We start from the raw sequence: 23,052 nt of genomic DNA on the forward strand, positions 1-23,052 counted from the left end.
CGTCACCGCCCGCGGATCCGGCGTCGTCACCGCCCGCGGATCCGGCGTCGTCACCGCCCGCGGATCCGGCGTCGTCACCGCCCGCGGATCCGGCGTGGTCGCCGCCGTGGATCTGGTCGACCGCGTGGACCAACAGGCGGCCGAGGACCGTAAGGCCGTCACGGACCCCTCCGGTGGAGCCGGGCAGGTTGACGATCAGGGTCTGTCCGGCGACTCCGGCGAGCCCCCGGGAGAGCGCCGCGGTGGGCACCTTGGCGAGCCCCTCGGTGCGGATGGCCTCCGCGATGCCGGGGATCTCGTAGTCGAGGACGCGACGGGTCGCCTCGGGGGTGCGGTCGGTGGGGGTGAGGCCGGTGCCTCCGGTGCTGACGACGACGTCGTACGAGGCGGCCACCGCTTCCCGCAGGGCTGCCTCCACCGGGTCCCCGTCGGGCACCACGCGCGGGCCGTCCACCGCGAAGCCGAGCGCGGCCAGCCCCTCGGCGATCAGCGGGCCGCCCCGGTCGGCGTAGACGCCGGCGGCGGCGCGGTTGGAGGCGGTGATCACCAGGGCGCGATACGCCGGTGAGCCGGTCATGCGCGGCTCCAGTCCCCGGACTTGCCGCCGGTCTTCTCCTCCACCCGGACGTCCGTGATGACGGCTCCCTTGTCGACGGCCTTGACCATGTCGATCACCGTGAGGGCGGCGACCGAGACCGCCGTCAGGGCCTCCATCTCCACGCCCGTGCGGTCCGTGGTCTTGACGGTGGCGACGATCTCCACCGCGTCGTCGGCGACCGTGAGGTCCACCTTCACGCCCGATACGGCGAGCGGATGGCACAGCGGGATCAGGTCCGGGGTGCGCTTGGCGCCCATGATGCCCGCGATACGGGCGGTGGCCAGGGCGTCGCCCTTGGGGACACCCTCGCCGCGCAGCAGTTCGACGACGCGCGGGGCCACGAGCACACGGCCGCTCGCGCGCGCTGTGCGCGCGGTGACGTCCTTGGCTGAGACGTCGACCATGCGCGCGGCACCCGCGGAGTCGAGGTGGGTGAGGTGATCCTGGGCGCTGCTCATCGTTCTCCCGGTCCGGGCCAGGTGGCTGCTGTGGGCGACACCGTACCCGCCGTGGCAGGGACCTAGCTCAGCAGGACGACGTCCACCTCGGCGCCGGGGGCCACCCCGGTGGCCTCCTCGGGGAGGACGATCAGCGCGTTGGCCTGGGCCAGGGCCTTGACGAGGTGCGATCCCGCGCCGCCCACAGGGGTGACGGTGGCGGGCTGGTCGTCCGCCGCCGGCTCGTACCAGCCGCGCAGGAACTGGCGCTTGCCCTCGGGGGAGGACGCGACGCCGTCGGGGCAGACCGCGCGCCCGGTGGTGCGGTGGACCTGGCCGCCGCCGAGCATGGTGCGGATCACCGGGCGCACGAAGAGCTCGAAGGAGACGTAGGAGCTGACCGGGTTGCCGGGCAGGGCGATCAGCGGGATGCCGTCCGGGCCGACGCGCCCGAAGCCCTGGGGCTTGCCCGGCTGCATGGCGACCTTACGGAACGCGACCTCGTGCATCGCCTCCTTGACCACGTCGTACGCGCCGACGCTGACCCCGCCGCTGGTGACCACGACGTCGGCGCGGACCAGCTGGTCCTCGACGGTCGAGCGCAACGTCGCCGCGTCGTCGATCACGGCGCCCACCCGGTAGGCGATCGCGCCGGCCTCCTGGGCGGCGGCGGTGAGCTGGAAGCTGTTGGAGTCATGGATCCGGCCGGGACCGGCCTCCTCGCCGGGCTGAACCAGCTCGCTGCCCGTGGACAGCACGACCACGCGCGGCCGGGGGCGGACCTTGACCGTGGCGCGGCCGATCGCGGCCAACAGCCCGATCTGCGGCGCCCCGAGGACCGTACCGGCGCGCAGCGCGAGCTCGCCCGCGTCCGCGTCGCTCCCCCGAGTGCGCACATGCTGCCCGTCCTGGACCGGCCGGAAGACCCGCACCCTGCCGCTGCCGCCGTGGGGGTCGGCGCCGCGCGCGAGCATGTGGGTGACCGGGCCGCTGTCCAGGCCACCGTCGGTCCATTCGACGGGGACGACGGCCTGACCGCCGGGCGGCAGCGGGGCGCCGGTCATGATCCGGGCCGCCTCGCCCGGTCCCACGGTGGGCAGCTCGCCGCTGCCCGCCGCGATATCGCCGACGACGGTCAGCACCGCGGGATGCTCCGCCGTCGCGGCTCCGACGTCAGCGGTCCGGACGGCATAGCCGTCCATGGAGCTGTTGTCGAAGGGCGGGAGGGCGACGGGGACGGTGACATCCTCGACCAGGACGCAGCCCTGGGCGTCGAGCAGCTGCAGCTCGATGGGCTCCAGCGGGTGGATGTGCCCGAGGATGTCGTCGAGGTGCTCGGCCACCGTCCAGACCCGGTCCCGGTCCTTGGTGGCGTCCTGGTCGGCGGCCCGTGCCGCGGTGCTGCTCAAAGTGCTACATCTCCTCGTTGACGTATCGACGAAGCCAGTCCCGGAACTCCGGGCCCAGGTCTTCACGTTCGCACGCGAGTCTGACAATGGCACGCAGATAGTCGCCACGGTCGCCTGTGTCGTAACGGCGCCCCTTGAAGACGACGCCGTGCACCGGGCCGCCGAGGTCCGGATCGGAGGCGAGCGCCTGGAGGGCGTCGGTGAGCTGGATCTCGCCACCGCGCCCCGGCTCGGTCCGGCGCAGCACGTCGAAGACGGCCGGGTCGAGGACATAGCGGCCGATCACGGCGTAGTTGCTGGGCGCGTCGGCGGGGTCCGGCTTCTCGACCAGGCCGGTGACCTGGACGACGCCCTCGTCCAGGGTCGGCTTGACGGCGGCGCAGCCGTAGAGGTGGATCTGCTGGGGGTCCACCTCCATCAGGGCGATGACGCTGCCGCCCTGCTGCTCCTGGACCTCGACCATCCGGGCCAGAAGCGGGTCGCGGGCATCGATGAGGTCATCGCCGAGGAGGACGGCAAAGGGCTGGTCACCGACGTGCGGGGCGGCGCACAGCACGGCGTGGCCAAGGCCCCGGGGGTCACCCTGGCGGACGTAGTGCATGGTCGCCAGGTCGCTGGACTCCCGGACGCGGGCGAGCCGGGTCTCGTCGCCCTTGCGGGTCAGGGTCTCTTCGAGCTCGTAGTTGCGGTCGAAGTGGTCCTCCAGGGGCCGCTTGTTACGGCCGGTGATCATGAGGACGTCGGACAGCCCGGCGGTGACGGCCTCCTCGACGACGTACTGGATCGCCGGCTTGTCGACGACCGGCAGCATCTCCTTGGGCGTGGCCTTGGTGGCCGGAAGAAAGCGGGTGCCAAGGCCCGCGGCGGGGATGACAGCCTTACTGATCCGAGTACGCGATTGAGTCATGCTCTGAACCCTATCTGGTGCCTTTAGGGCGGATGATGAGGATTCGGTGAATATGGCATGAGACAAGGAGTTTTCGCGCCCAGTGATCAATACCGACGCTAGTAAGCACGCGTTGCGGCGACGTCTCCTGACGGTGAGAGCCAGGTTGACTGCGGATGACATCGAGACGGCCCGGACCTCTCTGGCGTGTCGCGCGCTGGAGCTTCCGGAGCTCGCCGGGGCGGCCACGGTGGCGGCGTATGTGTCCATGGGGAGCGAGCCCGGCACGCGGGCGCTGCGGGACGCGCTGCGCGCGCGGGGCGCGCGGGTGCTGCTTCCGGTCCTGCTTGAGGACAACGATCTCGACTGGGGCGAGGACGAGGGGCCCGGACGGCTGGTGCCCGCCCGCCGCGGGCTGCTGGAGCCCGCGGGGCCGCGGCTGGGCCCCGAGGCGGTCACCCGGGCGGACGTGGTGCTGCTGCCCGGGCTCGCGGTGGACCGGCGCGGCATGCGGCTGGGCCGCGGCGGCGGCTCGTACGACCGGGTGCTGGCCCGGCTGGCACGGGCGGGGGCCGACCCGGCGCTGGTGGTGCTGCTCTACGACGGCGAGCTGCTGGACGAGGTCCCCGAGGAAGGCCACGACCGGCCCGTGCACGCGGCCATCACGCCCTCGGGTGTCCACCGCTTCACGCCGCGGCCCCGCTGAGAGGCGCCCGGAGGCGTCTCACAGCGGGGCCGCGAGGGCCGGTGGGGCCCCGGGGCGGCCGGGGGCGGGAGCGCCCCGCGCACGGCCTCCGGGCCCGTCGAGCGCTACGGCGTGAGCGCCAGCTCGTCCTCCGTCGACTTGTCCACCGCGCTCTTGCTGAACGCCCAGGGCAGCAGCTCACCCTTCGCCCACTTCTCGGTCTGGTCCGTGTAGTGCGCGTGGTAGGCGTGCCCGGAGGCGCCGGTGAGGTTGATCCAGCGCGACTTGTCGAGGTTGTCGAGGTTGACGACCATCCGCATCGAGGGGACCCAGGTGACGTCGTAGCCGCCCGCCGCGTTCCAGCCGGTGGCGTTGACGGCGGCCTCGCCGCCGGAGAGGTTCCAGGGGCCGCGGTTGAGCATCCACTGGACCACGCCGGGGCCCTCGGTGCCCAGCGTCTGGTTCTTCAGGGTCAGCCGGTGCAGCCGACCCCAGCTCCAGCTGTTGATGTCCTTGCCCAGCTTGGCGGTGAGCTCGGAGCGCGCGGCCCGCATGGCCTTCGCCAGCAGCTCGTCACGGTTGGTCGCGCCGGGGCTGTTGCGGGTGCCCGCCGTCTTCCACCAGCTGTTGCCCGGGTCCTTGACGATGTTCCGGATGACCTCGTACCAGCGGTCGCCGCCGTCCGGCTGCGCCATGTCGGGGTCGCGCTTGCCGCACTCGCGCACCAGCCGGGTGTTGCCCTCCAGGTCCTCCAGCGGACCGGAGTCGTCCGCCGGGCGGACCCGCAGGCACTGGCCCTTGACCCGCAGCTCCCTGGGCAGCTTGTCGCCAAAGGCGAGCTTGAGGGTGTTGCGCCAGACGGCGTTGAAGTACGCGGCGGCGGCCGAGTCGGAGTCCTGGGTGTAGTCCCAGCTCTCCAGGAGCTGCTGCGCCTGGCGTGTGTAGTCGTCCTTGATGTTGATCTTCAGCAGATAGGGCGTCAGCAGCTTGGCGATCTCACTGCTGTTGTCCATCTGCATGGACTTCATGTCGTCGGTGGAGACCTTGCCGCCGTCCTTGATCTTGGACTCGATGAGGTCGGCGATGCGCTGACTGCGCGCGCCGTAGCCCCAGTCGTCGGTCAGCAGGTAGGGGTACTTCTTCTTGTCTATGACGGCCTGATTCGCGGTGACGATATAGCCGCTCCTGGGGTTGAGCTCCCAGGGCAGCGCCGACTGCGGAATGTACTTGCTCCACTTGTAGCGCGAGTCCCAGCCGGGCGCCGGGTAGCGGCCGTCACCCTTGGCGCGCACCGGGATCCGGCCGGGCGCCTGGTAGCCGATGTTGCCCTTGGTGTCGGCGTAGATGAGGTTCTGGGAGGGGACCGCGAAGTCCTGGGCCGCCTTGCGGAAGTCGCTGAAGTCCTTGGCGGTGTCGAGCTCGAAGACCGCGTCCATGGTGCTGGACGGGGTGAGCGCGGTCCACTTCAGGGACACCGCGTAGCCGTCGCCGCGGTCGGGGGCCACATCGTCGGCGCCGCTGCCCACCGGGGCGCTCTTGCCGACGGACGTCAGCTCGTCGTCGCGGTCGGAGACGATCGGACCGTTGTTGGTGGCGCGGACGGTGATCGTACGGCTCTTGCCGCCCGCCACCTTGATGGTCTCCTCGCGGGTCGTGAAGGGGACCTGCTTGCCGTCGTAGAGGTAGCCGTTGGCGTTGACCTTCTCCAGGTAGAGGTCGCTGACGTCGGCGCCGAGGTTGGTCATGCCCCAGCTGACGTTCTGGTTGTGACCTATGACGACGCCGGGCATGCCGGCGAAGGTGAAGCCCGCCGTGTCGTACGGACAGGCGCTGGAGACCTGCTTGCAGTGCAGGCCCATCTGGTACCAGACGGACGGCAGCTGCGGGGCGAGGTGGGGGTCATTGGCGAGCAGGGGCTTGCCGGTGGTCGTGTACTTGCCGGAGATGACCCAGGAGTTGGAGCCGATGCCGGTGCCGTTCGGGCCGAGCAGCGCCGGGACCTTGTCCAGGGTGGTGGACAGCGAGGACAGCTGGCTCTGCAGCCCCTGGGCGGCGCCGGTGGCCCCGCTCCCGGCGTTGCCGCCCTGCGTCGCGTCGGTCGCGGTCGCCTGGGGGTCGAACTCGTCGGTGGCCTCGTTGAGGGCCCCGCCCTGGACGATGGACTTGTTCCGGCTGTACGGGTAGGACGGATAGAGCTCCTCTATCTGCTTGGCGCTGAGCCTGCTGGAGGCCAGCGCCCGGTCCACCTCGTCCTGCATATTGCCGCGCAGATCCCAGGCCATCGCCTTGAGCCAGGCGACCGAGTCGACCGGGGTCCACTTCTCGGGCTGGTAGCCGTCGTTCTTGAGGTCCAGGGCCGCGTACTCGACGGACAGTGCCTTGCCCTGGTGGTCCTTGAGATAGGCGTTGACCCCGTCGGAGTAGGCGCGCAGATACTTCTTGGTGGTCGCCGACAGCTTGGTGTCGTACTCCTGCTGGGCCACCCGGTGCCAACCCAGGGTGCGCAGGAACGCGTCGGTCTCAACCTGGCCGGATCCGAACATCTCCGACAACCGTCCCGCCGTCATATGGCGGCGGACGTCCATCTCCCAGAAGCGGTCCTGGGCCTGAACGAACCCCTGGGCCCGGAAGAGGTCCTCAGGGGTGTTGCCGTAGATCTGGGGTATCCCATAGCCGTCACGTTTGACCTGTACGGGACTGGACAGCCCCTTGAGCTGCAGCGATCCCGTGGTCTCCGGGAAAGAGGCACGCACCGTACTGATGCTCCAGTACGTGCCGTAGCCGACGCCTCCGATCAGCAGCAGCACGACTGCTATGACGATCAGGCGGACGCGTCGGCCCTTCTTCTTACGAGGAGAGCCGGTTTTGTTGGCGGGCATCGCTGTCCTTCGAGGGGCAGGGTGATCCTGGGAGTGCTTGAGCAACCATAGGCGCAGCGCTGTCGCCGCCCCTACGCGGAGTCATGACTGACGCCCCGCATCGGCCACCCGGCCATGCGGACCGCCCATCCGGCCGGGCTTCTACACCTCGGCACACGACCCGCGTAGGAGGCCCGCGTCAAGAACCCGTAAAATGTTAGGTAAGGCAATGAAGTTCCGGTCGGCCGGGAACCGCGCGAACCGTTCCCGCCGCTCGCGCGAGAAAGGTCCGGCCCCTGACTGTTCACCACCTCAATGAACTGCTGCTGATCTGCTCCCTCATCCTGCTTGTCGCGGTGGTGGCCGCCAGGGTCTCCTCCCGCAGCGGCCTGCCCACACTGCTGATCTATCTGGGCATCGGCGTCGCCATCGGCACGGACGGAATCGGGGTCACCTTCGACGACGCCGAGCTGACGCAGGTCATCGGCTACGCCGCGCTCGTCGTGATCCTGGCCGAAGGCGGTCTGAGCACCAAATGGCGCGAAATAAAACCCGCTCTGCCGACGGCCGCCGCGCTGTCCACCGCGGGTGTCGCGGTGAGCGTGGGGGTCACCGCTGCGGCGGCGCACTATGTGGTGGGACTGGACTGGCGGCAGGCGCTGATCATCGGCGCGGTGGTGTCGTCCACGGACGCGGCGGCGGTCTTCTCGGTGCTGCGCAAGGTGCCGCTGCCCAAGCGGCTCACGGGCGCCCTGGAGGCCGAATCCGGCTTCAACGACGCCCCGGTGGTGATCCTGGTGGTCGCCTTCTCCGCGCGGGGGCCCATTCCCCCCTGGTACTCCCTGATCGGTGAGATCGCCATGGAGCTGGCGATCGGCGCGGTGATCGGCCTCGCGATCGGCTGGCTCGGAGCGTACGGGCTGCGGCATGTGGCGTTGCCGGCCTCGGGTCTGTACCCGATCGCGGTGATGGCGATCGCCATGGCGGCCTACGCGGTCGGCGCGATGGCGCACGGGTCCGGCTTCCTCGCCGTCTACGTCGCCTCGCTCCTGATGGGCAACGCGCGGCTGCCGCACTGGCCGGCGACGCGCGCCTTCGCCGAGGGGCTGGGCTGGATCGCCCAGATCGGCATGTTCGTCCTGCTCGGACTGCTGGTGACCCCGCACGAGTTGCTCGATGACATCTGGCCCGCCATCGTCGTCGGACTGGTGCTGACCGTGGTCGCCCGTCCGTTGTCGGTACTGATCAGCACGGCGCCGTTCGGCGTGCCGTGGCGGGAGAAGGCGCTGCTGTCCTGGGCCGGACTGCGCGGTGCGGTGCCGATCGTGCTGGCGACCATCCCGATGGTCGGCGAGGTGCCCGACAGCCGCCGGATCTTCAATATCGTCTTCGTCCTGGTGATCGTCTACACCCTGATCCAGGGACCGACACTGCCCTGGCTCGCCAAATGGCTGCGGCTCGGGGAGACGGACGCCACCTCCGACCTGGGCATCGAGTCCGCGCCGCTGGAGCGGCTGCGCGGGCATCTGCTGTCGGTGACGATCCCCGAGGGCTCCAAGATGCACGGGGTCGAGGTCGCCGAGCTGCGGCTGCCGCCCGGGGCCGCGGTCACCCTCGTCGTACGGGGAGGGTCCAGCTTTGTGCCGCTGCCGTCGACCGTATTGCGGCGCGGCGACGAACTGATGGTGGTGGCCACGGACCCGGTGCGCGACGCGGCGGAGCAGCGGCTGCGCGCGGTGGGCCGCGGCGGCAAACTGGCGGGCTGGCTGGGCACCGGCGGGGCCTGACGGAGCCGGTGCCGCGCTGCGGGCCGGACGTGGGATCGATCACCGAATGACCTGGCCCAGTGGACTGACGGCCGGGAATACTGCACTATGGAGCGTCGTTAGCACTCATTGAGTGAGAGTGCCAGGAGGAAGTACGTGCCGACCTACCAGTACCAGTGCACCGCGTGCGGCGAGGGCCTCGAGGCGGTGCAGAAGTTCAGCGACGATGCCCTGACTGAGTGCCCGAACTGCAAGGGACGCCTGAAGAAGGTGTTCTCGGCGGTCGGCATCGTCTTCAAGGGCTCCGGCTTCTACCGGAACGACAGCCGCTCCTCCTCCAGCTCCAGCAGCTCGGGCGGTGGCTCGGCCAAGCCGGCGGCGAAGAGCGACAGCGCGAGCTCGTCGTCGTCCTCGGACGCGTCGTCCGGGTCGGGCTCGACGTCGTCGTCCTCCCCCTCCTCGACGTCATCGTCCTCGTCGACGTCCTCGACGTCGAGCAGCGCCAGCTCGGCCGCCTGATCCTTCGGCCGCCTGATCTTCACGACACCCCGCCGCGCCTCTTTAGGACGCGGCGGGGTGTCGTTCGTCCGGAGGCGGCTGGCTAGGGTGATCGCATGGCCGAGACCAGCAGCAGACAAGCCGACATAGGGGTCATCGGGGGGTCGGGGTTCTATTCGTTCCTCGACGATGTGACCGAGACCACCGTGGAGACCCCCTATGGGGCGCCGAGCGATTCGCTCTTCCTCGGCGAGATCGCCGGACGGCGGGTCGCCTTCCTCCCCCGCCACGGCCGCGCCCACCATCTGCCGCCGCACCGGATCAACTACCGCGCCAACCTCTGGGCCCTGCGCTCGGTCGGGGTGCGGCAGGTGTTCGGACCGTGCGCGGTGGGCGGGCTCCAGCCGGAGTACGGACCAGGGACGCTGCTCGTGCCGGATCAGCTGGTCGACCGCACGAAGAGCCGGACGCAGACCTACTTCGACGGCGAGCCGCTGCCGGACGGAGGGGCGCCGAACGTCGTGCACACCACATTCGCCGACCCGTACTGCCCGGTGGGGCGGCAGGCAGCCGTGGCGGCGGCGCGCGGCCGCGGCTGGGAGCCGGTGGACGGCGGGACGATGTGCGTGATCGAGGGGCCGCGCTTCTCCACCCGGGCCGAGTCGCGCTGGCATGCGGCGCAGGGCTGGTCGGTGGTCGGTATGACCGGTCACCCCGAGGCGGTGCTCGCACGGGAACTGGAGCTTTGCTACACGTCGTTGACGCTGGTCACCGACCTGGACGCAGGGGTGGAGACGGGCGAGGGCGTCTCGCACACCGAGGTGCTGAAGGTGTTCGGGGAGAACGTCGGCCGGCTGCGTGAGGTGCTCTTCGACGCGGTGGGCAAGCTGCCGGACACCTCCGCTCGGGACTGTCTGTGCAGCCGTGGGCACGAGGGCTGGGACCTGGGGATCGATCTGCCGTAAGAGCGCGTCGGGGCGTCGGGGCCGGGGCGGGGCGGCGTAGGTGTCGCTCGCCCGGGTGAGGGAGTTGTCCACAGCCCCGGGGGTCGTCCACAGGCCCAAGCGGGATCGGGCGAGGCCGGGCATCGTGAAGGGGCCAGAAGCTCCCGGTCCCTCACGGCAGGCGGTGATGTGCCATGTCCCATCCGTCCCCCACGCTCGCGTTACCCCGCTCCGCTCCCCCGGCCCGTCCGGTTCCGCGGTTCGGCCCCGTGCGGGTCGGCCGCGAGGGCGGATACCGGGTCCGGCGGGCGGTGCGGCGGCGACGGCGCGCGATGGCGGCCGGGCTGGCGCTCACGGCCGCCGCACTCGCCGCGGCGGCACCACCTGGCCAGGACCGTGCGGACCGGGCGTCTTCAGCGGCGCCCGCCCCGGCGGCTGACGGCCAGGCCGGGGGCCGGGCCGGCGAGGCGCGCCCCGCCCTGGTCTCCGCACCGGTCCGGATCGCCGACGCGGCCGCGGTGCGGCTGCTGCACTCCGGCGACCGGGTGGATGTGCTGGCCGCGCCCGCTCCCGACTCCGCCGCTCAGGGCCGTCCGTCCGGCGCCGCCGCACGGGTGGTCGCGCGCGGAGTCACGGTGGCCTCTGTCCCCGGGGGCGGCGGGGCTGCGGACGGCGACTCCGCGGAGTCGGGCGCTGTGGACGCGGGGTCCTCGGCCGACGGCGGGGCGCTGGTGGTGCTGACGGTGCCGCGAGCGGCGGCCGCCGCGCTGGCCGGGGCCGCGGCCGGCTCCCGATTGGCGGTGGCACTGTGCCGCTCCTGACGCCCCCGCCCCGTTTCCTGCCCGTTCCCCTTGCCGGTGTAGGTTGCGGAACCGTCCGCTCCAGCACCGACGCGGCGAAAGAGAGGCAGTGGGTTGAGCGAGGAGAAGGTGTCCGAGGAGAAGCAGAGCGTCTTGGAGGGCTTCAAAGCCTTCCTGATGCGCGGCAATGTGATCGACCTGGCTGTCGCGGTCGTCATCGGAGCCGCCTTCACCGCCGTCGTGAACTCCATAGTGAAGGGCTTGATCAATCCCATAGTCGGCGCCTTCGGCACGAAGGACCTCGAGAAGTACCGCTCATGCCTCAAGGCGCCCTGCGAGACGAACGCCGCGGGGGATGTCATCCATGGCATCCCGATCCTCTGGGGCACCGTGCTCAGCGCCGTGCTGACCTTCTTGATCACGGCAGCGGTGGTGTACTTCCTGATGGTGCTGCCGATGTCGCGCTATCTGGCGCGGAAGGCCGCCAGGGAGGCGAAGGCGGAGGAGGAGCAGGCCCAGACGGAGGCCGCGGAGATCACCCTGCTCCGCGAGATACGCGACGAGCTGAAGGCGCAGCGCGGCAGCGGTCCCGCTCTCCAGAAGGGCAACGGCTCCAGCGCCTAGGGATCCGTCAGAGGTGGTGGGGCGGCTTCTCGTCGAGGAACCGGGCCAGATCCGCGGCGCTGTGGGCGCTGTCGCCGGGAACCCGCTCACCCCACCCGCGGTCCGTATCGTCCGATGACTGCTGCGCCAGCGGATCTCCGAAGTCCAGCGCGGCGGCAGGATCACGCGGTCCAGGGGCAGGGGCGGTGCTCATGCCTCAAGAGTACGGCCGCGCGAGCGGCTCGGTGTACCGGCCGAGCTCGTCGTGCCACCACAGGTCCCGGCCGGGCGTCCAGGACACCGGGCGGCCCAGCCGGTGGACCACCAGCACCGACCGCACCTCCGGGCAGCCGGGCAGCGCCCGGTCGACGAGCTGCTTGAGCGGCTGCGGCTCCCCGCAGCGCTGCTCACCGTCCGCGGTGATGACCACCCTGGCGCCCATCTTCCGGATCCGGTCGCGCAGTTCATGGGCGCGCAGCCCCACGGGGAGGCTGCCGCGGACGACATCGAGCCGGCCGCAGGCAAGCGTGGCGATCACGGATTCGGGCACCAGCGGCAGGTGCACCGCCACCCGATCCCCGGCACGCACCCCGAGCCGGGTGAGGGCGGCAGCGGCCCTGGCCGCCTGGTCGAGCAGCTCGGCATGGGTGAGCTCCTCGGTGCAGTCCGGCTCGCTGATCCAGCGGAGGGCCACCCGGGCGGTCTGCCGCGTATCGGCGGCCAGGGTCGAGAGCTGCTCCGTCCGAGAGGTACGGGGCAGGGCGGTCTTCTTCGGGGCGGGAGCGAACGGCATGCCGCACAGACTGCCGCCAGGCCATCAACGTCTGATGAACGTCCTCTACATGGGCGGCCGGAGGCTCCCTCCAGGGAGCCGCGGCCCCGGCTCGCGCCGCGCGGCCGGGGTCGAGGGAGGCGCCGTTCCCGGCCCGTCCGTCCCCTCCTGGCCACGCTCCACGACCATGGCACGGCTTCCCGTGCTACGCATAGCTTCCATGAATGCCGACGGGACCATCCCCGAATCTCCCCCTCCCGGCCGGGCCGACGGGCTGACGGATGTCCGCGGGCTGCGCGTCGGCCATGCCCAGCGGTCAGGTGGCGGCTGGCTGACCGGGACGACCGTGGTGCTGGCGCCCGAGGGCGGGGCGGTCGCCGCGGTCGATGTGCGCGGGGGCGGTCCCGGCACCCGGGAGACCGACGCCCTCGATCCGCGCAATCTCGTCCAGCGCGTCGACGCCCTCGTGCTGACCGGCGGCAGTGCGTTCGGCCTCGACAGCGCCTCGGGGGTGACCGGCTGGCTGGAGGAGCAGGGCCGGGGCTTCCGGGTCGGCCCCGATCCGGCGCAGGTCGTCCCGGTGGTTCCGGCCGCCGCCCTGTTCGATCTGGGCCGGGGTGGCGACTGGCGGGCCCGGCCGGACGCGGCGCTGGGCCGTGAGGCGATCGAGGCCGCGGCCCGTGCCGAGCCGGGCGCGCCGGTCGCGCAGGGGAATGTGGGCGCGGGCACGGGCGCGGTGGCCGCCGGGCTCAAGGGCGGCACGGGGTCGGCCTCCACGGTGCTGCCGTCCGGCCTCACGGTGGCCGCGCTGGCGGTGGTCAACGCGGCGGGCTCGGTGGTCGATCCACGGACGGGCGTGCTGTACGGGCAGGCGTTCGAGCCGTCGGAGGGCGGCGCGCCGCCCCGGCCCGGGGAGGCCGAGCACGCGGAGGCACTGCGCCGGCTGTCCGCGGCGCGGGCCGAGTCGCAGCGGCGCCAGGCCGCGTCCGTACGCCCCCCGCTCAACACCACCCTGGCGGTGGTGGCCACCGACGCCGCGCTCACCCGGGCCCAGGCGCACAAGCTCGCGGGCACGGCGCACGACGGGCTGGCGCGGGCGGTCCGGCCAGTGCATCTGCTGTCCGACGGCGACACCGTCTTCGCCCTGGCCACGGGCGATCACCCGCTGGTGGCGGACGACGGCCAGGGCGGCACCGCGGATCCGGCGTTCGGGGTGCACCGGGAGAGCGGGGCGCTGAACGAGGTGCTGGCGGCGGGGGCGGATGTGCTGACGCGGGCGGTGGTCGCGGCGGTGCTGGCGGCGGAAGGCGTGGACGGCCCCGGGGGCGTCTTCCCCGCGTACCGCGATCTCTACGGCCGCTGACCGGGCCGCCGGGAGATCCGGAAGAGGGACGAACGGAAGAGAGAAAGAAGAGACGAAGGGGGAGGGACATCACCATGGACACCGACACCGATCTGCTGATCGTCGGCGGAGGCCCGGCCGGTTGCGCCGCCGCCCTGATGGCGGCGAGCGTGGGGATGCGGTCCGTGCTGATCGAGTCGGACGAGGACCTGTGCGGTGCACTGCGGCGTATCCCGGTGCTGGGCAACGTCCTCGGCTTCACCAGCGGTCCCGGCCTGGCGGCGGCGATCGAGGCCGATGTGGCCCGTTGCGATCCCTGCCGGGTCGCGCTGGGCCGCCGGGCCACACGCGTCGACGCCTTCGACGACCGGGTGGAGGTCACCGTGGAGCCCACAGGGGCTCATGCGTCGCGACTGACCGCGCCGTACGCGGTCGTCGCCACGGGGGTCGGGCCGCTGAGACCCGAGGAGGCGGGATGGCTCAGCGGCGCCGAGGGAAGGGCCCTGTCCCCACTGCGGGAGGCGGATGCGGAGGAGCTCACCGACCGCACCGTGCTGGTCCTGGGCGCGGACCGTCCCCTCGGCACCCTGACCCGCGCCCATCCGGAGCTGACGACCCGTTTGCTGGTCGCCCATCCGCCCGAGGACGCCTACAAGACCGAGGAGATCAGAGGGGACTCGCGGGTGGAGCCGGTGGCCGTGCGGCGGCTGGCGTTCGGGTCCTCGCCGGCCGGCTCTTCCCCGGCGCCCATCACCGCCGAGGTCATGACCGTGGAGGGCGAGCGGCGCACCCTGACCGCTGATATCGCGTTCCTCAACATGGGCAGCGCCCCGGCGCCACCGGGCGGGGCCCTCGCCGCCGACCCCTCGGGATACTGTCCGCCCTCGCGCCAGCACCCCCGGGTCTTCACCGCGGGTGATCTGCGCTCGGCGCGCTTCCAGCGGATCGCGACCGCCATGGGATCAGGCGGCGAGGCCGCGCTCGGCGCCTACTACGCCTCGCGCGGCCTGCCCACGGACATCGGCGCCATGGCGCCCGACGGAGCTGGGGGTGACTGAGATGCGCTCAGACCGCGACCGCCACCTTCGCCTCGTCCTCGGTGGCGCCGCCCGGGGCGGCCCCGTCACCGGCCGAGGCGGCCGTGGTGGCCTCCGGCTCCGCCGTCTTCCGCAGCCCCTTGAGGAGGACCGCCAGTCCGGCCGACACCGCCGTGCCCGCCACGATGGCCAGCAGGTAGAGGAACGGCTGGCCGATCAGCGGAACCACGAAGATGCCGCCGTGCGGGGCGCGCAGGGTGCAGCCGAAGGCCATCGACAGCGCGCCGGTGACCGCGCCGCCCGCCATCGACGAGGGGATCACCCGCAGCGGGTCGGCCGCCGCGAACGGGATCGCCCCCTCGCTGATGAAGGAAGCGCCCAGCACCCAGGCGGCCTTGCCGTTCTCCCGCTCGGTCTTGGTGAACAACCGCCCCCGCACCGTGGTGGCCAGCGCCATCGCCAGCGGCGGGACCATGCCGGTGGCCATCACGGCGGCCATGATCTTGAGGCTGCCCGCGGACGGGTCCGACACCGCGATCCCGCCCGTCGCGAAGGCGTACGCCACCTTGTTGACCGGACCGCCGAGGTCGAAGCACATCATCAGGCCGAGAATCACGCCGAGGATGATGGCGTTGGCGCCGGAGAGGCCGTTGAGCCAGTCGGTCATCGCCTTCTGCGCGGAGGCGATGGGCTTGCCGATCACCACGAACATCAGGAAGCCGACGACCGCCGAGGAGATCAGCGGGATCACCACGACCGGCATGATGCCACGCAGTGCCGCCGGGACCCTGAACCGCTGGATGCCCATGACGACCGCGCCCGCGATCAGACCCGCGACCAGACCGCCGAGGAATCCGGCCTTGATGGTGGTCGCGATGAAGCCGCCGACGAAGCCGGGGACCAGACCTGGCCGGTCGGCCATGCCGTAGGCGATATAGCCCGCCAGGACCGGCACCAGGAAGGTGAACGCCGCACTGCCGATCTGGAAGAGGAGCGCCGCCCAGCTGGCGGTCTCGGTCCAGATGAAGTGGTCCGCGACGGACTTGGCGCTCGCGATCTCGTAGCCGCCGATCGCGAAGGCGAGCGCGATCAGCAGACCGCCCGCGGCGACGAACGGGACCATGTAACTGACGCCCGTCATCAGCCACTTGCGCAGCCGGGTGCCGAAGCCGTCACCAGCGCCGTCCGCGTCCATCGGGGCCGAGCGCTCCGTGGCGGTCGCCGGGGCGCTGACCTCGCCGCGGGCGGCCTTCTCCCGCGCCTCGGCGACCAGTTCGGCGGGGCGGTTGATGCCCGCCTTCACCCCGACGTCCACGGTCGGCTTGCCCGCGAACCGGCCCTTGTCCCGCACCTCCACATCGTGCGCGAAGATCACCGCGTCGGCGGCGGCGATGGTGGCGGCGGGGAGCTTGTCGAATCCGGCCGAGCCCTGGGTCTCGACCACCAGCTCGACGCCCGCCTCACGAGCGGCGTTCTCCAGCGACTCGGCAGCCATATAGGTGTGGGCGATACCGGTCGGGCACGACGTGACGGCGACGATCCGGAAGGGGGCCACAGGCTCCGGGACGGCGGCCTCCTGCGCGGGGGTCTGCGGGGTGGCCTCCTGCACGGGGTGCGCGGAGGCCTGCGGGGCCTCCTGCACAGGGCGCGCGGAGGTCTGCGGGGCAGCCTCTTGCGCGGGGGGCTGCGGGGTGGCCTCCTGCACGAGGCGCGCGGGGGTCTGCGGGGCGGCGGCCTCGCCGGCCTCAGCCGGCTCCTCGGCCGCGGCCCGCTCGTCGCCGCGGATCAGGGCGGCCGCCTGCTCCGGCTGGTCGGCCGCGCGCAGCGCGGCCGTGAAGTCGGCATTCATCAGCTGCCGCGCCAGGCTCGACAGGATCGTCAGATGGTCGCTGTCCGCGCCCGCCGGGGCGGCGATCAGAAAGATCAGGTCGGCCGGACCGTCGGGCGCACCGAAGTCGATACGGGCCGTGCTGCGCCCGAAGGCCAGCGTCGGCTCGGTGACATGTTCGCTGCGGCAGTGGGGTATGCCGATGCCGCCGTCCAAGCCGGTCGGCATCTGTTCCTCGCGGGCCGCCACGTCGGCGAGAAAACCGTCGAGGTCGGTGACGCGACCGGCCGCGACCATGCGTTCGGCGAGCGACCGGGCGGCGGCTTCCTTGGTGTCGGCGGACAGGTCCAGGTCGACCAGATCCGCGGTGATCAGCGCGCTCATCTCGCGGCTCCCTTGTGTGCGATGCCGCCCTGGGGCAGGCGGGCGTACGGAGTGGGGACTGGGGGGCTGGGGTGGGCGGGGCCGGTCACGCGGGCTCCTTGAGAGCACGGTCCAGCGGGACGTCCGCCGTCACGAGGACGGCGGAGGGGTCGAGGTCGGCCGGGGTCGGCATCGCGCTGCCCGGCAGCTGCACGGCGGCCGCGCCATGGGCCACGGCCGCGGTGAGCGCGGCGGCTCCGGTGCCGCCTGCCGCCAGGAATCCGGCGAGCGAGGCATCGCCCGCGCCGACGTTGCTGCGGACGGTGGCGACCGGCGCCGAGCCGAAGTAGGCGCCCGTCTCGTCCACCAGCAGCTGGCCGTCGGCGCCGAGGCTGGCCAGGACGGCGCGGGCGCCCAGCCCGCGCAGTTCCTCGGCCGCCTTGACCGCCTCGCCCACGGTGGCCAGCGGCCGGCCGACGGCCTGGGCCAGCTCCTCGGCGTTGGGCTTCACCACATCCGGGCGCTCGCGCAGGGCGGCGGTCAGCGAGGGGCCCGAGGTGTCCACGGCGATCCGGGCGCCCGCCCGATGGGCCCGGACGACCAGCTCGGCGTACCACTCGGGAGCGAGGCCGCGCGGCAGGCTGCCGCAGCAGGCGATCCAGTCGGCGCCGTCGGCCCTGGTCCGTACGGCCTCCAGCACCGCCTCGGCCTCGGCGGCGCTCAGCTCTGGTCCGCCCGCGTTGAGCTTGGTGAGGGTGCCGTCCGGCTCCGCGACGGAGATGTTGACCCGGGTGGAGCCCGTCACGGGCACCCCCGCCGCCTCGATGCCCAACCCCTCCAGCAGCCGGGCGAGCAGCGCGCCCTCCGGGCCGCCGAGGGGCAGCACGGCGACCGTGCGGTGTCCGGCGGCGGCCACGGCGCGCGAGACGTTGACGCCCTTGCCGCCGGGGTCGACCCGGTCGGTGGTGGCCCGCAGCACGGCGCCGCGCTCCAGCGCCGGGATCTCGTACGTGCGGTCCAGGCTGGGGTTGGGGGTGACGGTGAGAATCATGCGCGTACCACTTCCGTGCCCTGCCGCTCGATGGCGAGGGCGTGCTGTGGGCTGAGCCCGGTATCCGTGATGAGCAGATCGACGGCGTCAAGGCCGCCGAACCGGGCGAAGTGCTCCTGGCCGAACTTGGCGGAGTCCGCGAGCAGCACCACCCGGCGGGCGGCGCCGATCATGGCGCTCTTGACGGCCGCCTCGGCGAGGTCGGGGGTGGTCAGCCCGCCCTCCAAGGAGAAGCCGTTCGTCGCCAGGAAGACGACATCGGCCTTGATCTCGCCGTAGCCGCGCAGCGCCCATGCGTCCACGGCGGCGCGGGTGCGATGCCGGACCCGTCCGCCGACGAGGTGCAGGGCGATACCGGGGTGGTCGGCGAGGCGGGCGGCGATCGGCAGCGCATGGGTGACGACCGTGAGACCGGCCTCCAGCGGGAAGGCGGCGGCGAACCGGGCGGCCGTGGAGCCCGCGTCGATGATCACGCTGCCGTCGGAGGGCAGTTCGGCGAGGGCGGCGCGGGCGATGCGGTCCTTCTCATCGGCGGCGGTGGACTCGCGCTCGGCGAGGTCGGGCTCGAAGTCGAGCCGGCCGGCCGGGATGGCGCCCCCGTGCACACGGCGGACGAGCCCCGCCCGGTCCAGGGCCCGCAGATCGCGCCGTACGGTCTCGGCGGTGACCTGGAACTCCTCGGCGAGGGACAGCACATCCACCCGTCCGCTCTCGCGGGCGAGCCGGAGGATCTCCTGCTGACGCTCCGGTGCGTACATGTGGGTTTACGCCCCTTCCATGCCCGAACCTGTGATTTCGCGGCCACATTACGATGCTGCTTCCACAAAGTAAACAGACTCGGGCACGAAACAAACTCGACCGGGCATCGTCGACGAGCGCCCCCTTCAGCGCCATGTCCGAATGCCGCCGGACTTCCCGCACCCGCCCGGCGAGGATCGTGTCATGTCCTCAGGGACCACCACAGATCCTCGGGGACCACCACAGAGCGGATTTTTCATCCTCCTCAGGGAGTAAAGGAGCAGACATGTCACTCGACGGCAAGGCGGCCCTGGTCACCGGCGGCAGCCGCGGCATCGGCGAGGCCGTGGCGATCCGGCTCGCCGAGGACGGCGCCGATGTCGCGCTGACCTACCACAGCCGGGCCGACCGCGCGGCGGACGTCGTCGACCGGATCAAGGGGCTGGGCCGCCGGGCCTGGGCCGTCCAGGCGGACAGCGCCGACGCGGAGGCGGTGCGCGCCGCCGTGTCGGGGGTCGCCGCCGAGTTCGGCCGGCTGGACATTCTGGTCAACAACGCGGGCGTCGGCGTGCTCGGTCCGATCAGCGAGCTGGCACTGGCGGATGTGGACCGCGTTCTCGCCGTCAATGTCCGGGCGCCGTTCCTGATGGCCCAGGCGGCCGTCGGGCATCTGGCCGACGGGGGGCGGATCATCAACATCGGCAGCTGCATGGCCGAGCGCGTCGCGTTCCCCGGCGGGAGCCTCTACGCGACCAGCAAGACCGCGCTGACCGGGCTGACCAAGGCCCTGGCCCGCGAGCTCGGCCCGCGCGGGATCACGGTGAACCTGGTCCACCCCGGCCCGGTCGACACGGAGATGAACCCTGCCGACGGCGAAAGCGCCGCCCTGCAGACCGGCTTCACCGCGCTCGGCCGCTACGGCCGGCCCACGGAGATCGCCTCGATCGTGGCCCACCTCGCGGGCGACAGCGGCCGCTACCTCACCGGCGCGTCGATCGCCGTGGACGGCGGCTTCGCCGCCTGATCACCGGGGCAGCGGAAGGCCGGGCAAAGGGCGAGCCCCGGCGCTGGGGGGGGGAGAGGCGCCGGGGCTCGGTCCAGGGGGTGGTGCACAGGGTCCATGTGATCTGTGATGTCTTGGGCTCCCGGAATCCGGGGGCGCGGGTCTGGTTTCCGTATGACTCAGCTCTACGTATGACTCAAGCGGCGGCGTCGAAACCGGTCTGGCGCGCCATCTTCTTCAGCTCAAGCAGTGCGTGCTTCTCAATCTGGCGAATCCGCTCACGCGTGAGGCCATGCTGCTTGCCGACCTCCGTCAGCGTGCGCTCCCGGCCGTCGTCGATGCCGTACCGCGCCTTGATGATGGAGGCGGTGCGGTCGTCGAGGCGACCGATCAGGTCATCCAGCTCCTCGCTGCGCAGCAGCGTCATCACCGACTGCTCGGGCGAGACCGCCGAGGTGTCCTCCAGCAGATCGCCGAACTGGGTCTCCCCTTCGTCGTCGACCGACATGTTCAGGCTGACCGGGTCACGCGCCCAGTCGAGCACGTCCGAGACCCGCTCCGTGGTGGAGCCGAGCTCCCCGGCGATTTCCGCGTGCTCCGGCTCACGGCCGTGCTCACGGTTGAACTCCCGCTGCACCCGACGGATCCGGCCGAGCTCCTCGACCAGATGCACGGGCAGCCGGATCGTACGGGACTGGTCCGCGATCGAGCGTGTAATGGCCTGGCGAATCCACCAGGTCGCATACGTCGAGAACTTGAAGCCCTTGGTGTAGTCGAACTTCTCCACCGCGCGCACCAGGCCTGCGTTGCCCTCCTGGATCAGGTCGAGCAAGGGCAGCCCACTGCGCGGGTAGCGGCGCGCCACGGCCACGACGAGGCGCAGGTTGGAGCGGATGAAGACGTCCTTGGCGCGGGCGCCCTCGGCGGCTATCGCCTCCAGCTCCTCGCGGCTCGCACCTGCGGCGGGGGCGTCCTCAACCTCCCCGTCCAGGATCTGCTGGGCGTATACACCCGCCTCGATGGACTGGGACAGCTCGACCTCCTTCGCCGCGTCCAGCAGCGGGGTGCGAGCGATCTCGTCGAGATACATGCCGACCAGGTCGCGATCGGCGATCTCCCCGCCTGTGGCGCGAACACTGTTGGCCCCATCAGCACCACCGCTGGTGGACTGATTACGGGCGACGGCACGGGTTGCCATGCGTGCTCCCTTGCAAATGGATCGGGCGCGGACTATGGACGGACCTTCCGGACCTTCCTCTGCCGGGTGCCCCGTCCGATGGAAACAACGACTGGAATCCGGACAGAATTCCCATGCCGTGCACACCTTTTTGTGATCATGCAGTATCCTGTCGGCGCACAGAGCCGTCTGCGTGGCGCCGGAGTGCCGGAAAACGCAGGTCAGGCCCCCTTCGCGGGGGTCATCCCAGCCCTCCCCCGCCGCTCTCCCACCCCACAAGACGAATCTCGTGCGTCCCGGGTTGCCCGGGGACGTCCACGAGCCGGGTTGCCGGGTGCGGCGTATGGGTGTGCGCTGGAAAGCGACAGGTCAGGGGCGGGATACGGCGACGAGGAGGTCCTGCCATGAACGCGCCCGCGGCCCCCGCGGCCCCCCTACGTGAACGGCGTCACCCCGGGATTCATGCCCCACGCCTCCACCCCTCCGCCTCCTGGGTGGTCCCGCTCGTCCTGGGCGTCGTCTTCGGCGGCTGGGCGATCTTCATCGATCACAACCAGGGGTCGAGCCTCCTGGCTGCCGGCATTCTCGGCCTGGTGGCGGCCGTGGTCGTCGGAGCGGTCTGCTACGCCGTCGGCAGGGTGCAGTCGCCCCTGATGCCGGAGCTCCGCGCGGCGCTGTACGGGACGGTCCTCGGGTGCGCGCTCGGCTTTCTGTACTCGGTGAGCGGGGCGTCGGTGTACCGGGCCTCGGGAGTGGGCCTCGGGGTGGGGCTGGCGATGACGGCCATGGCGTACTACGTGTTCCACATGCGCGCGGAGGACGCGGAGGACTGAGCCGGGACCCGGCACGGCGGGACCCGGCACGGCGGGACCCGGCACGGCGGGCCCGCGGCCGCGTCCGCGGTGATCGGTCGCCCGGCGTAGGGCCGAGGTCCATCGCGACGTACGCCCGCAGGCCGTTCCGGCCGCCGGGCGGGCTCCCTAGGTTGGGCGCCATGACGGACGACACGAGCGGAACCCTGGACGAGGCCCTGGAACGGCTGCACGCCGCCGGGCCCGAACGGCAGGGGTGGCTGAGCAACCATGCGCCGATGGCCGTCGAGGCGCTGGTGCGCCATGGGCAGGGGCGGGCCGTTCACCCGTGGCTGGACGCCTACCGTGACAAGCTCGAGGACATGCCGCGCCCCCACGCCCGGATCACCGAGGAGAACTGGCGCGAGGCGCTCGGCGATCCACGTCATATCGCCGACTGGACCGCGTACTTCGGCCGTGAACTCGCCGACCGGCCCTGGTGGGACGTCCTCGCGCTGTGGTGGCCCCGGCTGCTGCCCGGGATCGCCGGAGGGGCGACGCATCCGGTGATCCGGGCCGGCCACGCCGTACGGACGCTCCTGAGCGCCCCGGACGAGGCAACCGGCGCACCCATCGCGACCGGTACGACCGGTACGACCCCATCCCGCACCGCCGAGCTCGCCCACGCCCTCGGCTACTGGGCCGCCCGGCATGAACCGCTGCCGCCGCTCACGTGGGCGCCGGCGCCCACGCCCGCCTCGGCGGCCGACGCGCTGGCCGCCGTGGAGCCGATCGACGACCAGAGCGGCGGCATAAGGGAACGGCTGCCGCGGCTCACCGCGTTCCCGGCCTGGCCCGCCGTCCCGCGCCCGGACGGGACACGGCCGGACGGGACACGGCCGGACGGAACAAGCGCGGACGAGGCGCGGCAGCGGCTGACCGAGCTCGTACGGGCCGCCACGCACCGCTACGCCACCCATGGCCACGGTGAGCCGATCATGCTGGTCCACGCCGCGACCGCGCCCAACGCGGTGCTGCGCACCCTGCCCGCGCTCCCGCGCGAGCTGTGGGCGCCGAGCCTGGACGCGGCGTTCGCGGCGAGCGCCGCGGTCACGGCGGCGTACGGGCCGGCGGAGCCACTTCCGGCCGACCGGCTGCCGTCCATGGGCGCCCTGTCTCCCGAAGAGGTCTTCGCCCGCGCCGCCGCCCACGGCGACGAGCACGTCATCAAGCTGACCGACACCGCGCTCGATGTCGTGGACGGCCGCGATACGGCCCTGGCCGCCGCCCTCCACGCCTGCGCGCTCATCGAACCGGCGCGCTGAGCCGACGCCTTGAAGCGGCACCACTTCAAGCGGCCTTGAAGCGGCACCACCCTCAAGCGGCCTTGAAGCCGCACCACCTTCAGGCGGCCTTGAAGCCGCACCACCTTCAAGCGGCCTTGAAGCGGCGCCGCCCGAAGCGGC

The 23,052-nt window shown here is 72.0% G+C and carries 22 protein-coding genes; 11 read left to right on the top strand and 11 right to left on the bottom strand.

What is annotated here, in order from left to right; all coding sequences use genetic code 11:
• The 4 genes from ABZU99_RS03270 to galU form a co-directional block, all read right to left on the bottom strand.
• Positions 1-577: MogA/MoaB family molybdenum cofactor biosynthesis protein (locus ABZU99_RS03270; RefSeq protein ID WP_356227680.1), on the bottom strand; the 577-nt coding region annotated here is incomplete at its 3' end.
• Entirely contained in the window at positions 574-1,056 is a 483-nt protein-coding gene (gene moaC / locus ABZU99_RS03275) for a cyclic pyranopterin monophosphate synthase MoaC (RefSeq protein ID WP_355944793.1), read from the bottom strand. The genes ABZU99_RS03270 and moaC, both read right to left, overlap by 4 nt.
• Positions 1,057-1,118: 62 nt before the next feature.
• Positions 1,119-2,444, bottom strand: a complete 1,326-nt coding sequence (glp, locus tag ABZU99_RS03280) for a gephyrin-like molybdotransferase Glp (RefSeq protein ID WP_355944795.1) — start codon at positions 2,442-2,444, stop codon at positions 1,119-1,121.
• Positions 2,445-2,448: 4 nt separating this feature from the next.
• Positions 2,449-3,351, bottom strand: a complete 903-nt coding sequence (gene galU, locus ABZU99_RS03285; RefSeq protein WP_355944797.1) for a UTP--glucose-1-phosphate uridylyltransferase GalU — start codon at positions 3,349-3,351, stop codon at positions 2,449-2,451.
• Positions 3,352-3,436: 85 nt separating this feature from the next.
• Between galU and ABZU99_RS03290 the strand changes: the two genes are divergently transcribed.
• Positions 3,437-4,036, top strand: coding sequence for a 5-formyltetrahydrofolate cyclo-ligase (locus ABZU99_RS03290; protein ID WP_355944989.1), 600 nt, complete (start codon positions 3,437-3,439; stop codon positions 4,034-4,036).
• 104 nt (positions 4,037-4,140) lie between these two features.
• Here the strand turns inward: ABZU99_RS03290 and ABZU99_RS03295 are convergent, their stop codons facing one another.
• A complete protein-coding gene (locus tag ABZU99_RS03295) occupies positions 4,141-6,894 on the bottom strand; it encodes a penicillin acylase family protein (RefSeq protein WP_355944799.1) in 2,754 nt (917 codons plus the stop codon).
• 275 nt (positions 6,895-7,169) lie between these two features.
• Here ABZU99_RS03295 and ABZU99_RS03300 point away from each other — a divergent pair, with 275 nt between their 5' ends.
• The 5 genes from ABZU99_RS03300 (at position 7,170) to mscL (ending at position 11,505) form a co-directional block, all read left to right on the top strand.
• A complete protein-coding gene (locus ABZU99_RS03300) occupies positions 7,170-8,660 on the top strand; it encodes a potassium/proton antiporter (protein ID WP_355944991.1) in 1,491 nt (496 codons plus the stop codon).
• A gap of 135 nt (positions 8,661-8,795) precedes the next feature.
• Complete coding sequence (locus ABZU99_RS03305) at positions 8,796-9,158, top strand: FmdB family zinc ribbon protein (RefSeq protein ID WP_355944801.1); 363 nt, start codon at positions 8,796-8,798, stop codon at positions 9,156-9,158.
• A 95-nt stretch (positions 9,159-9,253) separates the two neighbouring features.
• A complete protein-coding gene (locus ABZU99_RS03310; protein WP_356043968.1) occupies positions 9,254-10,102 on the top strand; it encodes an S-methyl-5'-thioadenosine phosphorylase in 849 nt (282 codons plus the stop codon).
• Between the two features lie 173 nt (positions 10,103-10,275).
• Positions 10,276-10,902 carry an RcpC/CpaB family pilus assembly protein gene (locus ABZU99_RS03315; protein ID WP_355944805.1) on the top strand — a complete coding sequence of 209 codons (627 nt, stop codon included), beginning with the start codon at positions 10,276-10,278 and terminating at the stop codon, positions 10,900-10,902.
• A 108-nt stretch (positions 10,903-11,010) separates the two neighbouring features.
• The gene (mscL, locus tag ABZU99_RS03320) at positions 11,011-11,505 is read left to right on the top strand and encodes a large conductance mechanosensitive channel protein MscL (protein WP_355944993.1); all 495 of its coding nucleotides are present in this window, start codon (positions 11,011-11,013) and stop codon (positions 11,503-11,505) included.
• A gap of 7 nt (positions 11,506-11,512) precedes the next feature.
• On the opposite strand, the gene ABZU99_RS03325 is transcribed toward mscL, so the two are convergent.
• Both ABZU99_RS03325 and ABZU99_RS03330 read right to left on the bottom strand, forming a co-directional pair.
• On the bottom strand, positions 11,513-11,698 hold the full coding sequence (locus ABZU99_RS03325; protein WP_355944807.1) for a hypothetical protein: 186 nt from the start codon (positions 11,696-11,698) through the stop codon (positions 11,513-11,515).
• Between the two features lie 3 nt (positions 11,699-11,701).
• Entirely contained in the window at positions 11,702-12,277 is a 576-nt protein-coding gene (locus tag ABZU99_RS03330; protein WP_356043964.1) for an AMP-binding protein, read from the bottom strand.
• Positions 12,278-12,476: 199 nt separating this feature from the next.
• On the opposite strand from ABZU99_RS03330, the gene ABZU99_RS03335 reads away from it, so the two are divergent.
• Positions 12,477-13,619, top strand: a complete 1,143-nt coding sequence (locus tag ABZU99_RS03335) for a P1 family peptidase (RefSeq protein ID WP_356043961.1) — start codon at positions 12,477-12,479, stop codon at positions 13,617-13,619.
• 74 nt (positions 13,620-13,693) lie between these two features.
• On the top strand, positions 13,694-14,656 hold the full coding sequence (locus ABZU99_RS03340) for an FAD-dependent oxidoreductase (protein WP_356043959.1): 963 nt from the start codon (positions 13,694-13,696) through the stop codon (positions 14,654-14,656).
• A gap of 7 nt (positions 14,657-14,663) precedes the next feature.
• On the opposite strand, the gene ABZU99_RS03345 is transcribed toward ABZU99_RS03340, so the two are convergent.
• The 3 genes from ABZU99_RS03345 to ABZU99_RS03355 form a co-directional block, all read right to left on the bottom strand.
• Positions 14,664-16,847 carry a fructose-specific PTS transporter subunit EIIC gene (locus tag ABZU99_RS03345; RefSeq protein WP_356043956.1) on the bottom strand — a complete coding sequence of 728 codons (2,184 nt, stop codon included), beginning with the start codon at positions 16,845-16,847 and terminating at the stop codon, positions 14,664-14,666.
• An 85-nt stretch (positions 16,848-16,932) separates the two neighbouring features.
• Positions 16,933-17,877 carry a 1-phosphofructokinase gene (pfkB, locus tag ABZU99_RS03350; RefSeq protein ID WP_356043953.1) on the bottom strand — a complete coding sequence of 315 codons (945 nt, stop codon included), beginning with the start codon at positions 17,875-17,877 and terminating at the stop codon, positions 16,933-16,935.
• Positions 17,874-18,635 carry a DeoR/GlpR family DNA-binding transcription regulator gene (locus ABZU99_RS03355; RefSeq protein ID WP_355944819.1) on the bottom strand — a complete coding sequence of 254 codons (762 nt, stop codon included), beginning with the start codon at positions 18,633-18,635 and terminating at the stop codon, positions 17,874-17,876. The genes pfkB and ABZU99_RS03355 overlap by 4 nt, the downstream gene beginning before the upstream one ends.
• A 266-nt stretch (positions 18,636-18,901) precedes the next feature.
• Here ABZU99_RS03355 and ABZU99_RS03360 point away from each other — a divergent pair, with 266 nt between their 5' ends.
• Positions 18,902-19,639 carry a 3-oxoacyl-ACP reductase family protein gene (locus ABZU99_RS03360; protein ID WP_356043950.1) on the top strand — a complete coding sequence of 246 codons (738 nt, stop codon included), beginning with the start codon at positions 18,902-18,904 and terminating at the stop codon, positions 19,637-19,639.
• Between the two features lie 175 nt (positions 19,640-19,814).
• Here the strand turns inward: ABZU99_RS03360 and ABZU99_RS03365 are convergent, their stop codons facing one another.
• Positions 19,815-20,816 (bottom strand): sigma-70 family RNA polymerase sigma factor, encoded by a 1,002-nt coding sequence (locus ABZU99_RS03365; protein WP_355944823.1) that lies wholly within the window; start codon positions 20,814-20,816, stop codon positions 19,815-19,817.
• Positions 20,817-21,199: 383 nt separating this feature from the next.
• Here ABZU99_RS03365 and ABZU99_RS03370 point away from each other — a divergent pair, with 383 nt between their 5' ends.
• Positions 21,200-21,628, top strand: a complete 429-nt coding sequence (locus tag ABZU99_RS03370) for a hypothetical protein (RefSeq protein WP_356043947.1) — start codon at positions 21,200-21,202, stop codon at positions 21,626-21,628.
• Between the two features lie 161 nt (positions 21,629-21,789).
• Entirely contained in the window at positions 21,790-22,911 is a 1,122-nt protein-coding gene (locus ABZU99_RS03375; RefSeq protein ID WP_356043944.1) for a questin oxidase family protein, read from the top strand.
• Positions 22,912-23,052: the final 141 nt, after the last annotated feature.

The sequence above is a fragment of the Streptomyces sp. NPDC005266 genome, assembly GCF_040607655.1.
In the GTDB taxonomy this organism is placed as follows: domain Bacteria; phylum Actinomycetota; class Actinomycetes; order Streptomycetales; family Streptomycetaceae; genus Streptomyces.

Bases quoted from the DNA above. Each gene is read 5' to 3' on its own strand.
- ABZU99_RS03330 (WP_356043964.1), bottom strand. From the start codon at position 12,277: ATGCCGTTCGCTCCCGCCCCGAAGAAGACCGCCCTGCCCCGTACCTCT.
- pfkB (WP_356043953.1), bottom strand. From the start codon at position 17,877: ATGATTCTCACCGTCACCCCCAACCCCAGCCTGGACCGCACGTACGAG.
- ABZU99_RS03360 (WP_356043950.1), top strand. From the start codon at position 18,902: ATGTCACTCGACGGCAAGGCGGCCCTGGTCACCGGCGGCAGCCGCGGC.
- ABZU99_RS03345 (WP_356043956.1), bottom strand. From the start codon at position 16,847: ATGAGCGCGCTGATCACCGCGGATCTGGTCGACCTGGACCTGTCCGCC.
- ABZU99_RS03365 (WP_355944823.1), bottom strand. From the start codon at position 20,816: ATGGCAACCCGTGCCGTCGCCCGTAATCAGTCCACCAGCGGTGGTGCT.
- ABZU99_RS03295 (WP_355944799.1), bottom strand. From the start codon at position 6,894: ATGCCCGCCAACAAAACCGGCTCTCCTCGTAAGAAGAAGGGCCGACGC.
- ABZU99_RS03375 (WP_356043944.1), top strand. From the start codon at position 21,790: ATGACGGACGACACGAGCGGAACCCTGGACGAGGCCCTGGAACGGCTG.
- ABZU99_RS03370 (WP_356043947.1), top strand. From the start codon at position 21,200: ATGAACGCGCCCGCGGCCCCCGCGGCCCCCCTACGTGAACGGCGTCAC.
- ABZU99_RS03355 (WP_355944819.1), bottom strand. From the start codon at position 18,635: ATGTACGCACCGGAGCGTCAGCAGGAGATCCTCCGGCTCGCCCGCGAG.
- ABZU99_RS03325 (WP_355944807.1), bottom strand. From the start codon at position 11,698: ATGAGCACCGCCCCTGCCCCTGGACCGCGTGATCCTGCCGCCGCGCTG.
- ABZU99_RS03335 (WP_356043961.1), top strand. From the start codon at position 12,477: ATGAATGCCGACGGGACCATCCCCGAATCTCCCCCTCCCGGCCGGGCC.
- ABZU99_RS03310 (WP_356043968.1), top strand. From the start codon at position 9,254: ATGGCCGAGACCAGCAGCAGACAAGCCGACATAGGGGTCATCGGGGGG.
- ABZU99_RS03315 (WP_355944805.1), top strand. From the start codon at position 10,276: ATGTCCCATCCGTCCCCCACGCTCGCGTTACCCCGCTCCGCTCCCCCG.
- ABZU99_RS03340 (WP_356043959.1), top strand. From the start codon at position 13,694: ATGGACACCGACACCGATCTGCTGATCGTCGGCGGAGGCCCGGCCGGT.
- moaC (WP_355944793.1), bottom strand. From the start codon at position 1,056: ATGAGCAGCGCCCAGGATCACCTCACCCACCTCGACTCCGCGGGTGCC.
- galU (WP_355944797.1), bottom strand. From the start codon at position 3,351: ATGACTCAATCGCGTACTCGGATCAGTAAGGCTGTCATCCCCGCCGCG.